Source organism: Phreatobacter sp. GW821-FHT04C01, assembly GCF_059420385.1.
On sequence record NZ_JBWKTP010000002.1, the window covers coordinates 262,452 to 276,336 of the forward strand.

Genomic DNA, 13,885 nt, shown 5'->3' on the forward strand with positions numbered 1-13,885 from the left:
GGGAATCACCGATCGGGCTTGGTCGGCACGAAGGTTAGCAGATCGCCGTTTGCCGCAGCATCCGCCGGTGGACCTGGGGATAAGGCGGCCGGCCTCAGGGCTCGAACACATAGGTGCCGGGTGCCGGGCCGATGGGTTTGTGCGTCTTGCTGCCGGCCTGTTTCGGCGCGGCCACCTCGCCATTGCCGCGCTGCTTCAGCCAGTCGACCCAATGGGTCCACCAGGAGCCCTCCTGCTTGGCCGCGCCGGCGGCCCAGGCATCGGCATCGGCCTGTCCGGCCTTGCCGGTGACGAACCAGGCCTTGGGATTGCCCGGCGGGTTCAGCAGGCTCTGCAGGTGGCCCGAGTTGGACAGCACGAAGGTGGTGTCTTCGCCATAGATGCGGGCGGTCTGATAGACCGCCTTCCAGGGCGTGATGTGATCGGTCGTGCCGCCGATGACATAGGTCTCGGCCGTGACCTTCTGCATGTCGATCGGCGTGCCGTGGATCGCCATCTTGTTGGCGTTGACGAAGGGATTGGTGAAGATCAGGTCGAGGAAGTCGCCGTGCAGGCGCGCCGGCAGCCGGGTCGTGTCGGCATTCCAGAACAGGATGTCGAAGGCCGGCGGCTGGTTGCCCATCAGGTAGTTGTTGACCCAGTAGTTCCAGATCAGGTCGTTCGGCCGCATCCAGGCGAACATCTTGGCCAGTTCGTGGCCGTCGAGAATACCTCTCGTGGCCGACATCTGCTTGGCGGCGAGCACGGTCTCCGGGGTGACAAGGGCGGAGAAATCGGTGTCGGCGCCGGCCTCGGTATCGATCACGCAGACCGCCAGGACGATGCCGTTGAGCTTGTCCAGCTTCTGGCCGGCGAGCCAGCCGGCATAGGTCGATGTGGTGATGCCGCCCGAGCACGAGCCCATGACGTTGATCGTGTCCTGGCCGGTGATCTCGCGGGCCGCGTCGACCGCCTCGTCGAGCGCCTGGATATAGGTGTCGAGACCCCAGTCGCGCTGGCGGGCGGTGGGGTTGCGCCAGGAGATGCAGAAGGGCTGGATGCCGTTGGCGAGCAGGAAGCGGATCATGCTCTTGTTCGGCGACATGTCGACCGCATAATATTTGTTGATCTGCGGCGGCACGATCAGCAGCGGGCGCGCGAAGACCTTGTCGGTGGTCGGGGTGTAGAGGATGAGTTCCAGCACCTCGTTCTTGAACACCACCGTGCCCGGCGTGTTGGCGAGGTTCTCGCCGACCTTGAACTTGGACATGTCGACCTGGCTCGGCAGGCCGCCATTCTGCGCGAGGTCGGCAAGGTAGTTCTTCATGCCGTCGAGCAGGCTCTGTCCCTTGCTGTCGACGGCCTGCTTCAGGGCCAGCGGATTGCCGATCAGGGTGTTCGACGGCGACATGGCGTCGACGAAGATCGAGGTGACCAGGCGCGCGCGGGCGGCGTCCTTGTCGGGCAGGCTGGTCTTGGCGACCGCCTCGGTCACGGTATTGGCCCAGGCGACATAGGATTGCATGAGGCCGCGATGCAGCGCGTTCTCGCTCCAGGAGGGATGGGCGAAACGCTTGTCCTTCGGGTCGGGCGCGACCTCGGACCGGCCGGTGACGATCTTGCCGAGCTCACCGAGAAAGCCCATCCACTGCTGGGCGACGATCTGCGGCTGGGCCGCCAGCGCGCCGATCACCGTCTTCGCGGCGCTCATGAGATCCTCGCCGCGCAGGCCGACCAGCGGATTGAGCGCCAGGGTATTCTGCGAGGCCTCCTCGGCGATCTCGTCAGCGAGCGACCGGGCCGCTGGCCTGGCTTCGGCGGACGGTTTCGCCGCCCCCGCCTTGGCTGCGCCCGTCTTGGCCTCGGCCGCGCGCGTCGCGGCGGGCGTGGCGGGCATCTCGGCGGGCTCGGCCTTCGCCTTGCCTTTCGCCTTCGCCGGCGCGGCCCTGCCGGATGCGCCGGGCTTGGCAGTGGCGGCTTTTGCAGCTGCCGTCTTGGCAACAGTGGACTTGGGTGCCGGGGCGCGGGCCATGGGTCATGCTCCTGGTCATGTGATCATGCGAAGCGGTCGGGTGGTCGGTCAGGCGGCCTTGGTCATGTCCTTGATCGCCTGGTCGCGCAGTTCGCGGCGCAGGATCTTGCCGACATTGGTGCGCGGCAGATCGGTGCGGAACTCGATATATTTCGGCTTCTTGTAACCGGTGAGATTGTCCATGCAGAACTTCATCAGTTCTTCCTTGGTGAGGTTTGGATCCTTGCGGACCACGAACATCATCACGGCCTCGCCGGAATTGCGGTCGGGCACGCCGACCACGGCGCATTCGAGCACGCCGGGATGGCTCACCGCCACGCCCTCGATCTCGTTGGGATAGACGTTGAAGCCGGAGACCAGGATCATGTCCTTCTTGCGGTCGACGATGGTGATGTAGCCGCGCTCGTCCATGATGCCGATATCGCCCGACTTGAAGAAGCCGTCCGGGGTCATGACATTGGCCGTCTCGTCCGGGCGCTGCCAGTAGCCGGCCATCACCTGCGGGCCGCGAATGGCGATTTCGCCGGGCGAACCGAGCGGCACATCCTTGCCGTCGTCGTCGAGCAGGCGGATCTCGACATTGGGCAGAGGCAGCCCGATCGTGCCGGTATAGGCCGAGGAATCCGTCGGGTTGCAGGTGACGCCGGCGGAGGTCTCGGACAGGCCGTAGCCCTCGACGATCGGGCAGCCGGTCAGGGCGAGCCATTTCTTCGCCACCGCTTCCTGCACCGCCATGCCGCCGCCATTGGCGATCAGGAGATGCGAGAAGTCGAGCTTGGCGAAGTCGGGATGATTGGCCAGCCCGTTGAACAGCGTGTTGACGCCGGGCATGACGTTGAAGCGGTACTTCGCCAGTTCCTTGATCAGGCCGCCGAGGTCGCGCGGATTGGGGATCAGCACATTGACGCCGCCCATGCGCATGGCGAGCAGCGCGCAGGAGACGAAGGCGAAGACATGATAGAGCGGCAGCGCGCAGATGAAGACCGGCTGGCCTTCGATCGGCTTGCGCCTGAGCCCCGGCTGGGTCCAGGCCTCGGAGGCCAGGAGATTGCCGATCAGCGTGCGGTGGAGCAGCGTGGCGCCCTTGGAGACACCGGTGGTGCCGCCGGTATATTGCAGCACCGCGACGTCGTCGGGCGTGATCTCCGGCTTGGCGAAAGCAAGGCTCCGGCCGCGGGCCAGCGCAGTGTTGAAGCGGATCGCGCCGGGCAGCGAATAGGCGGGGATCGCCTTCTTCACATTGCGCAGCACGAAGTTGACGATGGTGCCTTTCGGAAAGCCGAGGAGGTCGCCGACCGCAGCCAGGATCACATGCTTGATCGGCGTCTCGGCGATCACCTCGCCGAGCGTCGCGGCGAAGTTCTCCAGGATGATGATCGCCTGGGCGCCGGAGTCCTTCAGCTGGTGCGCCAGCTCGCGCGGCGTGTAGAGCGGATTGACATTGACGACGATGAAGCCGGCGCGCAGCACGGCGGCGACAGCGACCGGGTATTGCAGGACGTTGGGCATCATGATCGCGACGCGATCGCCCTTCTTCAAACCGCGTGATTGAAGATAGCCGGCGAGTGCCGCAGACAGTGCATCGACCTCACCAAACGTGAGTGCCTTGTCCATGCAGATATAGGCTTTGTCGTTGCGATATTTGGCGAAGCTCTCTTCGAGCAGAGCCACCACGGAGGAGTACTTGTTGACGTCGACGTTCTCAGGAACGCCGGCCGGATAAGACTTCAGCCAGAACCGGTCCAAGAGCTTACCCTCCCGCTATTTTTTCGTTGTGGCGAGCTTAGAGCGGCTTGGCTGTCGCGTTCAAGAGGCCGCTCTCGGAGAGGTCGCGCGAATAGCTTGCGAGAATCACGAAAAATCAGCAGCTTGACTGAGGAGAGGATGGACTTGCCTTCGGTTAGCGTATCGGCGTTCAATGGTGGCACCGAGCCCCGCGCTAGGCCCTCCGCCACGGCGCAGGAGAAAATCGGCCCCAGGGGAAACGAAGATGAAACAGCTCAGCGGCATCGACGCTACGTTTCTCTACATGGAAACGCCCGAAACTCCGATGCATGTCGCGGGGCTGACGCTCTATGAAAAACCGCACGGCCTGAGCGGATCGTTCTACGACCATTTCCGCACCTTCTTCGCCACGCGCCTGCACCTGATCCCGATCTTTTCCAAGAAGCTCGCGCGCACGGTTCTCGACCTCGACCATCCAGGCTGGGTCGATGCTTCCAATGTCGATCTCGACTACCACATCAAGCACACCAGCCTGCCCAAGCCCGGGACCTTCGCGCAGCTCGAGGCGATGGTCGGCGACCTGCATTCGGTGACGCTCGACCGGTCGCGTCCGCTCTGGCAGTTCACCGTCATCGAGGGCTTCGAGAACGGTCAGGTGGCGCTCTATTCGAAGGTGCATCATGCCGCCGTCGACGGCGGCGCCGGCATGGTGATCACCAAGGCGCTCTACGATATCTCGGAGACGCCGCGCGAGGTCGAGCCGCCGCCGGAGCCGGCCCCGAAAAAGCCCAAGCCAGACCCGGCCGAAAGGGCTCTCGCCAATCTCAATACCCTCATGAGCAATGCGGTGCGCCAGCACTTCACGGTGCTCGCCGCCGGCGCGCAGATGCTGACGACGGTCGCCGGCCTGCTGGCTCCGGGGAGCGACAAGGACAAGGCCGAGAGCGGGCCGCCGACGCTGCCGACCGTGCTGCCGCCGAAGACGCCGTTCAACGTCACGATATCGGGCCAGCGCGCTTATGCCGCCCGCTCGCTGTCGCTGACCGACGCCAAGCTGATCGGCAAGGCCACCGGCACCAAGATCAACGACGTGGTGATGGCGATCTGCTCAGGCGCGCTCCGCCAATATCTGCTCGACAAGAAGGCGCTGCCGGCGACTCCGCTGATCGCCTTCGTGCCGATCTCGCTGCGCGAGGCCGGCAATACCGACATCAACAATCAGGTCTTCGGCATGAGCTGTCCGCTGGCGACCGACATTGCCGATCCACTGGAGCGGCTGATGTCGATTCAGAAGACCGCGACCACGTCGAAATCGATCGCCGGCGTCACCAAGGATGCGGCGCCCAAGGACTTCACCTTGCTCGGTGCACCGCTGTTCCTGCCCGGGATGATGCAACTGTTCGGCAAGTCGGGATTGGCCGATGTCATCCCGATGGGCGCCAACGTGGTCATCTCCAACACGCAGGGGCCGCCGTTCCCGCTCTACTGCGCCGGCGCCAAGGTGCTGGCCCTCTATCCCGTCTCTATCCCAGTGCACGGCATTGGGCTCAACCTGACAGTGCAGAGCTATCTGGACAAGCTCGATTTCGGCCTGACCGCCGACCGCCGCGCGGTTCCGGATATCGTCAGGCTCGCCGATCATCTCGGCGACGCCCTGGACGAACTGAAGGCAGCCGTGGCGAAAAGGTTCGGCGTCAGTGCCGCTCCTGCCGCCGCGGCTGAGGTCGCTACCAAGCCCAAGGAGACGGCAATGGCGAAGGCAACGGCGAAGACGAAGGAAGCTGCGAAACCGAAGGCTCCGGCCGCAGCAAAGGCAAAGGCTCCGGCCGCGGCGAAGGCGAAGGCTCCGGCCGCCGCCAAGTCGAAGGCTCCGGCAGCAGCTGCGGCGAAGGCAAAGGCTCCGGCCGCCGCCAAGTCGAAAGCCCCTGCCGCGGCCAAGGCGCCCGCGGCGGCAAAGGCCCCGGCGGCAGCGAAGGCGAAGGCTCCGGCCGCCGCCAAATCGAAGGCTCCGGCAGCAGCTGCGGCGAAGGCGAAGGCTCCGGCCGCCGCCAAGTCGAAAGCCCCTGCCGCGGCCAAGGCACCGGCAGCGGCAAAGGCCCCGGCGGCAGCGAAGGCGAAGGCGCCGGCCGCCGCCAAATCGAAGGCCCCGGCAGCTGCCAAGGCCAAGGCTCCGGCCGCCGCCAAGGCACCGGCGGCCGCGAAAGCCAAGGCGCCTGCCGCGGCCAAAGCCAAGGCTCCGGCGAAGGCGAAGGCTCCGGCGGCTGCCAAGGCGAAGGCCGCGCCGCCGGCGAAGGCCAAGGCCGCTGCTCCGCCCAAGTAGCGGCGGCAGGTGCGCCGAGGGCGGCAGCGTCCACGGCGTCCCGGCCTGAGGCGGCGGACCGAGAGCCATCGGTCGAGCTGGTCCCGATCGGATCGCAAGGTCCGACGGGACCTCCGCTCGCGCCAGGCCTTTTGCTGCCTCGATCGGCGTCCTATCTAGGATGGCACGAACCATTGCCTGTCCACAGCCGCGGACCGCCGGCTTGTGGCGACGGCAATGGAGTGATCTACCTTTGATGTCCGTCGCACATCGGCGCGGACCAAGGAGCGGGCTTTCGGATACCGGATTCCCGCATGAGAGAGGAACCGGCATGGCATCCGCATCCGAAACCCTCGCACCGCCGTCGACGGCTCTGCTGCTCATGGAAGGTCGGGCGATCCCTGAACTGGCGGCCTTCGTGGCGGCCTATCCGCTGATCGCATCCGCTCCGCGGGGCGATGGTCATCCGGTCCTTGTCCTGCCGGGACTGATCACCTCCGACCGGTCGACCGGACCGCTGAGGACCTTCCTCGCCGGCCAGGGCTATTCGGCCCACGGTTGGGATCTCGGCCGCAACTACGGCCTGCTGCCGGGCTTCGAGCGGCGCATGCTCGACCGGGTGAAACAGCTCAATGACGAGCACGGCCGGAAAGTGAGCCTGGTCGGCTGGAGCCTCGGCGGCATCTATGCCCGCCAGCTCGCCAAGGCATTGCCCGACAGGGTCCGTTCGGTGATCACGCTCGGCAGTCCTTTCGCCGGCCCGCCGACCGCCACCAATGCCTGGCGCCTCTATGAATTCACCTCCGGCCACAAGGTCGACAATCGCGACAACCACATGGGCGGCGTGGTCGCGACGGCGCCGCCGGTGCCGACGACGGCGATCTACAGCCGCACCGACGGCATCTGCGCCTGGCAGTGCTGTGTCGAGGTCGAGGGGCCGATCACCGAGAATATCGAGGTGCTGGGCAGCCATTGCGGGCTCGGGCACAATCCGGCCGCGGTCTATGCGGTGGCCGACCGCCTGGCGCAGGCCGAGGGCAGCTTCAAGCCCTTCGATCGCGGCGGCTGGCGCAAGGTCTTCTATCCGGATCCGACACGCCCGCACTGAGCGGCAGGCCGCGCGGACGTAAAAAAGGCGGGGCCGCCGGCGGCTCCGCCTTTATGTCGCGCGAAGATCCGCCAGCGCCTATTTCTTGGCGAAGCTCGCCTTGATCTCCTCGAAGCTCTCCTTCATGCGATCCTGAATGATCCGCAGGGCGTCCTGATTGGATTTCTGGATCAGTTCGGCGACATCCTTGGTGTTGCGGATGGCAGCTTCGATCGACTTCTTGGCGAATTCGGATTGCGCCGCCATCGCCTCCTGCGGGCTGCCGGGCATCTTGAAGCCCTGCGCGGCCGACTGGATGTCCTTGATCGCGGCCTCGATGATCTCGCGCTGCTTGGCGGCGAAGGCCGCAGCACCTTCCGCCGCCGCCTTGCCGCTGGCGCTCAGCGCTTCCAGGTTCTTGCGGTGGTGGGCGATGATCTTGTCCATGTCGACGCTCGGAATCTTCAGATCTTGTCCGAGCTTGGTGAACATCTCCAGGATCGACTGAGGCGTCTGAGTCATGGTCGCTTCTCCGCTTGGCACTGCACCAAGGGCACCGTCGCGCCCTGTCGATGCTCCACCTGGAAAAACTAGGCGGGTGCGCCGAAGGTTTCAAGCGATCTTGAAGACAACCTCGATGGTGTGGAGCAGAAGGCCGGCAAGGCCGCCGATCAGCGTGCCGTTCAGCCTGATATATTGCAGGTCGCGGCCGATATTGATTTCGATGAGCCGGATCAATTGCTGCATGTCCCAGGATTCGACCTGCTCGGCGATGAAACGCGACACGCCGCTCTTTTGCGTCTCGACGAAGGTCGCGAGCGCCACGACGAAACCCTGGTTGATCTCGGCGCCCATGCGGGGATCGGTCGCGAGCTTGCGCCCGATATCCGTGAGCAGGTTGCCGAGCTGTTTTTCGATCATCGACTGGGGCGAGTTCAGGTCCTTCTCGAGGAAGGTGGTCAGGCTCTTCCAGATGTCCTGGGCCAGACCGCGCAATTCCTTACGGGTCAACAGGTCCTGCTTCAGCTTCTCCGCCTTCTCGGCATATTCGGGGCTGTCGCGCAGGTTGTCGATGAAGCTCATGACGAAGCGGTCGAACTCGCCGCGCAACTGGTGTTGCGGGTTGGCGCGGATGTCGTCGAGGAAAGACAGCGTCGACTTGATGATCTTGCGCAAGAGATAGGCGTCGGCCTTGAACAGGTTGAACAGCGAGGGCAGCTCCTCGCGGATCTTGTCGCGGATGCCGTCGAGCGCCGCCTGGTCGGCGAGCAGCTTTTCCAGCGCGCCGAGCAATTCGTCGAGCAGGCGCTGATGCCGGCCGTCATCGGTGATGGAGGTGAGGATCTGGGCGGCCAGCGGCGCGATCTTGAGGCTGCCGATCTGCTCCATCAGCCGGGTCGAGATGAATTCCTTGATGCCCGATTGATCCATGCCGGCCATCGCCTGGGGCAGCAGCTTCAGCGCGAAACGCGAGAGGTTGCCGCTCTTCTCCGGGTCCGACAGCCAGGTGGCGATCAGCCCGGCGAAATCGACCTCGCGCAACTTGGCCTCGACCGGCCCCGGCGCGAGGAAATTGGTCTCAACGAATTGCCCGAGGCTCTCGGCGATCCGGCTCTGGTTCTTCTGGATGATGGCGGTGTGCGGGATCGGCACGCCCATCGGATGCTTGAACAGGGCGACGATGGCGTACCAGTCGGCCAGGCCGCCAATGGTTGCCGCTTCGGCGAAGGCGGCGACGAAACCCCAGGCCGGATGGCGATGCTCCAAGAGCTTGGCGATCACCATCAGCGACACGCTGGCGCCGAGCAGGCTGGTCGCCACGATCTTGACGCGCCGGAGCGCGCCGAGCTTCTCGCGGTCACGGGCGGTCATTTCGCCGCCGCCCGCCAAGCGGGAGGGCGCGGTGGCCTGGGGCGCTGCGTCCGGGAAAGCCATGCCTACCTCCGGCTGAACCTGCATGTCGAGATAAGGCCGCGGGCTCCGCTGGGAAAGGCCCGCAACGGCACATCTTGCGAGGCCGAAACCGGCGGAAGCCGGCCAATCGTACCGCCTGTTGCCTCGTAAGGTATTGTCTTGGAAGGGATATTCATAAATGTTGCATCGCAATGATTTTCTATGTTGCATTGCACAATAAGCTGTGCGATAAGCTTGCCATTCCCCGGGCCGCAGATGGACGGGGTCAACCATAGCTCAATTGAGGATGGAGACGACGATGACCGACAAGACCTCGAAGGCCAAGACCCAGTCCGCGGAAACCCAGACCGCCGAGACCACTGCTTTCGCACCGGTTGCCCAGATCATGGAGACGCTGAAGAGCGCCCAGGAAAAGATCCAGGTTCCCGCTGCCGCCCGTGACTTCGTCAAGCGCAATGCCGAGACCGCCAAGGCGCGCGCCGCCGATGCCGAGAAGGGCGCGCTCAATGCCACCGCGACCGTCGAGAAGGCCCTGGTCGCCGTTGTCGGCGCCGGCGCTTCGGTGTCCCGCGGCGTCATCGACGCCACCATCGCCAATGTCAATCTGACGCTCGGCGGCATCCAGTCGCTGGCCGACGCGTCGTGCCCGAGCGATGCGGCCCAGCGTTATGTGGCTTTCGTTCGCGAGCTTGGCCAGACCAACATCGTGCGTGCCCAGGACGCCTTCAACACCGTGCGCCAGGTCGCGACCGACGGCGCCAAGGCGCTGCAGGCCGAAGCCGGCAAGCTCGCTTCGTTCGGCAAGACCGCCTGATACGCCAGCCGATCGACTTCACCCTTCATGCGAAAGGCCCGCCATCCGGCGGGCCTTTTTGCATGGGTTGCTGACGATCTCGCCGTCGAAGGCGCCGGTTCCGGCTGGCCTCACCAGCCCGCCAGTGCCGGCGCGCGCGCCTGCCGCAGCGCCTTGCCGTCATTGCCTGCCGCCAGCGGCGGCGGCGCGACCAGCAAGGTGCCGACGGCCTCGCCATAACTGAAGGCGAAGCTCGCGCCGAATTTGCGGGCGAGCGCCCGCATGGCCTGGTTGTCGCTCGACGAGGTGATCCTGAGCCGGTCGAAACCTTCGGCGCGCGCGGCGGCGATCACCGCCTGGAACAGGCGAGAGGCGATGCCCTGACGGCGCAACTGCGGCTCCACCGAGAAGGCGATATCGGCCGGTTCGTCGCCTTCCGGCGGGTGCAGTTCGCCCGTGCCGCGCACGTGTCCGTCATGGTCGACCAGCGCGAAGACGCGGGTGGCGCCGGCGAAGCAACGTACGGAATAGCGCGCGATGAACGTGTCGTCGGCGATACCGTTGAAACGGTCTCTGCGCCCCTCCGGATCGAGCCGGATGAGGTGGTCGCGATGAAGCGGCTGCTCCAAGTCGGACAGTTCACGGATGGTGCCGAGCGCGGATGATGCTCGTGCCATGGTGGCGGTCTCCTCGTGGATCCGAATCCCCGAGGGCGCTCACTTCCCTAGATGGCGTATATTGTGCGCTGCAGCATACAAGTCAATGCGACCATGTGACCTGACCGGCATCGCCATGATGCCGGCGCCCGTCCCGACGCCTCAGCTTCCGGCCCAGACATCGAGGACATAGCGATTGTCGCGGCCCATGCGATCGATCCAGGCCTCGCCTTCCTCCAGCGAGACCTCCTTGTCGTCGCAATAGATGCCGACCAGCGTCCGTTTCACATCCGGCTCCATGCGGCTGCCGTCGCCGCAGACAAAAATGATCGCGCCGGCCTGGATCAGCCCCTTCAGCTTGTCGCGTTCGGCCTTGACCAGGTCCTGCACATAGGTGCGGCTGCCGTCGTGCCGCGAAAAAGCGACATGAAGGTCGACAATGCCGTCGCGGGCGAAAGCCTCCAGCTCGTCGCGATAGATGAAATCCTGGTCCGGATGGCGGCAGCCGAAAAACAGAACCGCCGGTCCGATCGATCGGCCCTCGGCTTTCAGCCGGGCGCGCTGCTGCAGGAAGCCGCGGAAAGGCGCGAGCCCGGTGCCCGGGCCGATCATGACGATCGGCTTTTCCGGATCGTCGGGCAGCCGGAAGCCGGCCTTGGTCTCCTTGACCATGGCGTGGACGGTCGCCCCTTCGCCGAGGCGATCGAGATGGTTGGAGCAGATCCCTTGATAGGTGCCGCGGCCGGAGCGCGCCGGCCCGCTGACCACGCCGACCGTGACGCTGCAGCGGTCCGTTGCGACCAGCGGTGAGGACGAGATCGAATAATAGCGCGGCGCCATCAGCGGCAGCATTTCCAGGAAGGCGCCGAAGCCGAGTTCGCAGGCCGGGAACTCCTCCAGGAGATCGAGGATCGATTTGCGCTTGGTCCAGATCTCGCTCTTGTAGCCGCCGGGTTCGACGTCCGCCGCCAGCGCAGCGAGCTTCGGCTTGGTCATCGGGCAGCGCGTGTGGTCGGCGAGCGCCTGGACCTGCTTGCGCGTCGCGACCGCCTGCAGCTCGACGAACTCGGTGAGCAACTGGCGCACCGGCAGCGCTACGTCGATCGGCAGCGCACTGCGCCGGCCGCCCTCGGTGCGCAGGCGGATCTGGCTGTCCGGCCCGAAGCCGAACTGGCGCTCGGCGCGCTCGACCAGCGCCTCGCCATTGACCGGCACGACGCTCAGGTGATCGCCGGGCCGATAGCTCGCTCCCTCAGGCAGCACCACCTCGATATGCCGGGTGGACCGATCCGACGGCGCATTGCCGGTCTTGATCTGCAGCTCGCGGTTGACCGCGACGGTCATCGGCCGGGCGCCGGCGGCGGTGACCACCGGATTGGCGGCCGACCGCTCCAGGGTTTCGACCGCATAAAGCGGGGCCGCGGCCGGGCTCTCGCTGAAATCGATGCCGAGGTCGAGCGCCTCGGAGATTGCCGGGAACAGGCCGGTGAACCAGGTCTGGAACTGGCCGTCGAGGTCTTCGCGCGCGTCGCCTTCGCCACGGTCGCGGATGCGCCGGGCGCCCAGCGCCGCCATCCGCTCGTCGATCTGGCGCGGCACCGATTGATAGGTGGAGGCCCAGTCGCGGTTGCCGCAGCCGAAAACCGCATAGGTGACGCCGGCGAGCAGCGCCGGGTCGGTCGCGTCCGCGAGCCAGGCGGCGAAGCGCGCGGCATTGTCGGGCGGACCGCCATTATAGGATGCGCAGGCGATCACCACCGCGCCGTCCTTGGGCAGCCGCCCGGCATGGCTGTCCATTTCGGCCAGGGTCACGTCGAAGCCGTTGGTCTCGGCTGATTCGGCGATGGCGCGCGCCACCTCTTCGGTCGCGCCGAGATTGGAGCCGTAGAGAACGGTCAGCGCGGTGCCATGCTTGGGCCGAGCCGCCGTCGCGGCGACGGGCGCAGCCGCCGCCGGCGCGCCGGCCGCCGCGATCGTGGTGCCGCGGGTGCGGCCGGGGCGCGGCTTGACCTTGATCTTGAAGCCGTCGGGCTTGATCGACAGCGTTTCCTTGATCTTGAGCTGGTACTTGGCGTGGTCGAACAGCTGGAAGCGCTGCAGGATCATGCCGAGCACGAGGGCGGCCTCCTGCATGGCGAACTGGCGGCCAATACAGGCGCGCTGGCCGTTGCCGAAGGGCTTGTAGGCATTGACCGGCCGTTCGGCCTCGGCCTCGCGCGAGAACTGGTCGGGATCAAAAGCTTCGGGATTGCTGCCCCAGACCGCGGGATCGCGATGCAGCATCAAGGTCAGCGCGGTGACGAAGGTCTTGGATTTCAGCTTGTACTCGCCGCCGATCACCTCGTCCTTATAGGGGTAGAGACCGAAAGCCGGCGCGGTCGGCCACAGGCGCAGCGCCTCCTTCAGGATCTGCGCGACATAGGTCAGCTGGTTGACCTGGGCGAAGGTCGGCTGCACGCCGATATCGGTGCCCAGCACGCGATCAACCTCCTCATAGGCCCTGGCCAGCACATCCGGATGGTTCAGCAGGAAATAGAGGGTGAACGACAGGAGGCCCGAGGTGGTCTCGTGGCCGGCGATGAGGAAGGTGTTGATCTGATAGCGGATATTCTCGTCGGACAGGCTTTCGCCGGTCTGCTTGTCGACACCGGCCAGCATGTAGTTGAGCAGGTCGTTCTGGCTGCCGCCCTGGCCGCCGCGCCGGCGCTCGCGAATGATGTCGTCGACCAGCTTGTTCATGAAGTCGACATCGGTCTTGAGCTGGCCGAGCCGCTTCCTCAAGAGCACGTTCTCGAACGGCAGGCCGCGCTGCATCATGCAGGTCTCGAGCGTGCGCGTCAGCGCGTCGATGAACGGGTGATAGTCACGCCGGTAGAATGAGTTGAACCGATAGTCGAAGCCGCAGATGCCGATGGTGTCGAGCGCCAGCGCGGTCATGTCGTGGACGACGTCGACCTCGTCCTCGGCGTTGAGGCGCTCCCATTTCAGCATCAGCTGGGAGGCGATATCCAGCATCATCGGCAGGTAGTTGACCATGGCGCGCTGCGAGAAGGTCGGCAGCAGGATATTATGCGCCTTGGCCCAGTTGGCTTCCTGAGTGTCGCCGGTGAACAGGCCGTCGCCGGCAATGGCGCGAATCCGTCTGAGCGACCCACGCACCGCCTTGTCGAAGCGCTTCTCGTCACAGAGTTCGTCGACGAGGGAGGCGCCGGAGGCGATCACCAGCGGCGTGCCCATCATGTCGAGCCAGAAGATCGGCCCGTTCTCGCGGGTCAATTGCATGAGGCTCTGCAGCGGCGTCTCGCTGGAGACCGTCAGCATATTGCCGACGATCGGCTTTTTCGGCGGATGCGGGATCGGAGCCAGCGGATTGGCTGCGGCCATGGATGTTTCCCCTCAT

The 13,885-nt window shown here is 65.5% G+C and carries 9 protein-coding genes; 3 read left to right on the forward strand and 6 right to left on the reverse strand.

Annotated elements, in window-relative coordinates; genetic code table 11:
- Positions 1 to 94 precede the first annotated feature (94 nt).
- Together AC07WJ_RS08215 and AC07WJ_RS08220 are read right to left on the reverse strand one after the other, a co-directional pair.
- Entirely contained in the window at positions 95 to 2,011 is a 1,917-nt protein-coding gene (locus AC07WJ_RS08215; RefSeq protein ID WP_494934073.1) for an alpha/beta fold hydrolase, read from the reverse strand.
- A gap of 48 nt (positions 2,012 to 2,059) precedes the next feature.
- Positions 2,060 to 3,757, reverse strand: coding sequence for a long-chain-fatty-acid--CoA ligase (locus tag AC07WJ_RS08220; RefSeq protein WP_494934074.1), 1,698 nt, complete (start codon positions 3,755 to 3,757; stop codon positions 2,060 to 2,062).
- A 244-nt stretch (positions 3,758 to 4,001) separates the two neighbouring features.
- Here AC07WJ_RS08220 and AC07WJ_RS08225 point away from each other — a divergent pair, with 244 nt between their 5' ends.
- Both AC07WJ_RS08225 and AC07WJ_RS08230 read left to right on the forward strand, forming a co-directional pair.
- A complete protein-coding gene (locus AC07WJ_RS08225) occupies positions 4,002 to 6,056 on the forward strand; it encodes a WS/DGAT/MGAT family O-acyltransferase (protein WP_494934075.1) in 2,055 nt (684 codons plus the stop codon).
- A gap of 310 nt (positions 6,057 to 6,366) precedes the next feature.
- Entirely contained in the window at positions 6,367 to 7,143 is a 777-nt protein-coding gene (locus tag AC07WJ_RS08230) for an esterase/lipase family protein (RefSeq protein ID WP_494934076.1), read from the forward strand.
- A 78-nt stretch (positions 7,144 to 7,221) separates the two neighbouring features.
- On the opposite strand, the gene AC07WJ_RS08235 is transcribed toward AC07WJ_RS08230, so the two are convergent.
- Both AC07WJ_RS08235 and AC07WJ_RS08240 read right to left on the reverse strand, forming a co-directional pair.
- The gene (locus AC07WJ_RS08235) at positions 7,222 to 7,644 is read right to left on the reverse strand and encodes a phasin family protein (RefSeq protein WP_494934077.1); all 423 of its coding nucleotides are present in this window, start codon (positions 7,642 to 7,644) and stop codon (positions 7,222 to 7,224) included.
- Between the two features lie 90 nt (positions 7,645 to 7,734).
- Positions 7,735 to 8,994 carry a DUF445 domain-containing protein gene (locus AC07WJ_RS08240; RefSeq protein ID WP_494934753.1) on the reverse strand — a complete coding sequence of 420 codons (1,260 nt, stop codon included), beginning with the start codon at positions 8,992 to 8,994 and terminating at the stop codon, positions 7,735 to 7,737.
- Between the two features lie 340 nt (positions 8,995 to 9,334).
- Here AC07WJ_RS08240 and AC07WJ_RS08245 point away from each other — a divergent pair, with 340 nt between their 5' ends.
- Complete coding sequence (locus AC07WJ_RS08245) at positions 9,335 to 9,850, forward strand: hypothetical protein (protein WP_494934078.1); 516 nt, start codon at positions 9,335 to 9,337, stop codon at positions 9,848 to 9,850.
- A 110-nt stretch (positions 9,851 to 9,960) separates the two neighbouring features.
- Here the strand turns inward: AC07WJ_RS08245 and AC07WJ_RS08250 are convergent, their stop codons facing one another.
- Positions 9,961 to 10,506: a GNAT family N-acetyltransferase gene (locus AC07WJ_RS08250; protein WP_494934079.1), complete on the reverse strand. Its 546-nt coding sequence runs from the start codon at positions 10,504 to 10,506 to the stop codon at positions 9,961 to 9,963.
- A 141-nt stretch (positions 10,507 to 10,647) separates the two neighbouring features.
- Positions 10,648 to 13,869: a bifunctional cytochrome P450/NADPH--P450 reductase gene (locus AC07WJ_RS08255; protein WP_494934080.1), complete on the reverse strand. Its 3,222-nt coding sequence runs from the start codon at positions 13,867 to 13,869 to the stop codon at positions 10,648 to 10,650.
- Positions 13,870 to 13,885: the final 16 nt, after the last annotated feature.

Excerpts from the sequence above, each read along its gene's own strand:
- AC07WJ_RS08215 (WP_494934073.1), bottom strand. The coding sequence starts at position 2,011 with ATGGCCCGCGCCCCGGCACCCAAGTCCACTGTTGCCAAGACGGCAGCT.
- AC07WJ_RS08225 (WP_494934075.1), top strand. The coding sequence starts at position 4,002 with ATGAAACAGCTCAGCGGCATCGACGCTACGTTTCTCTACATGGAAACG.
- AC07WJ_RS08230 (WP_494934076.1), top strand. The coding sequence starts at position 6,367 with ATGGCATCCGCATCCGAAACCCTCGCACCGCCGTCGACGGCTCTGCTG.
- AC07WJ_RS08235 (WP_494934077.1), bottom strand. The coding sequence starts at position 7,644 with ATGACTCAGACGCCTCAGTCGATCCTGGAGATGTTCACCAAGCTCGGA.
- AC07WJ_RS08240 (WP_494934753.1), bottom strand. The coding sequence starts at position 8,994 with ATGACCGCCCGTGACCGCGAGAAGCTCGGCGCGCTCCGGCGCGTCAAG.
- AC07WJ_RS08245 (WP_494934078.1), top strand. The coding sequence starts at position 9,335 with ATGACCGACAAGACCTCGAAGGCCAAGACCCAGTCCGCGGAAACCCAG.
- AC07WJ_RS08250 (WP_494934079.1), bottom strand. The coding sequence starts at position 10,506 with ATGGCACGAGCATCATCCGCGCTCGGCACCATCCGTGAACTGTCCGAC.
- AC07WJ_RS08255 (WP_494934080.1), bottom strand. The coding sequence starts at position 13,869 with ATGGCCGCAGCCAATCCGCTGGCTCCGATCCCGCATCCGCCGAAAAAG.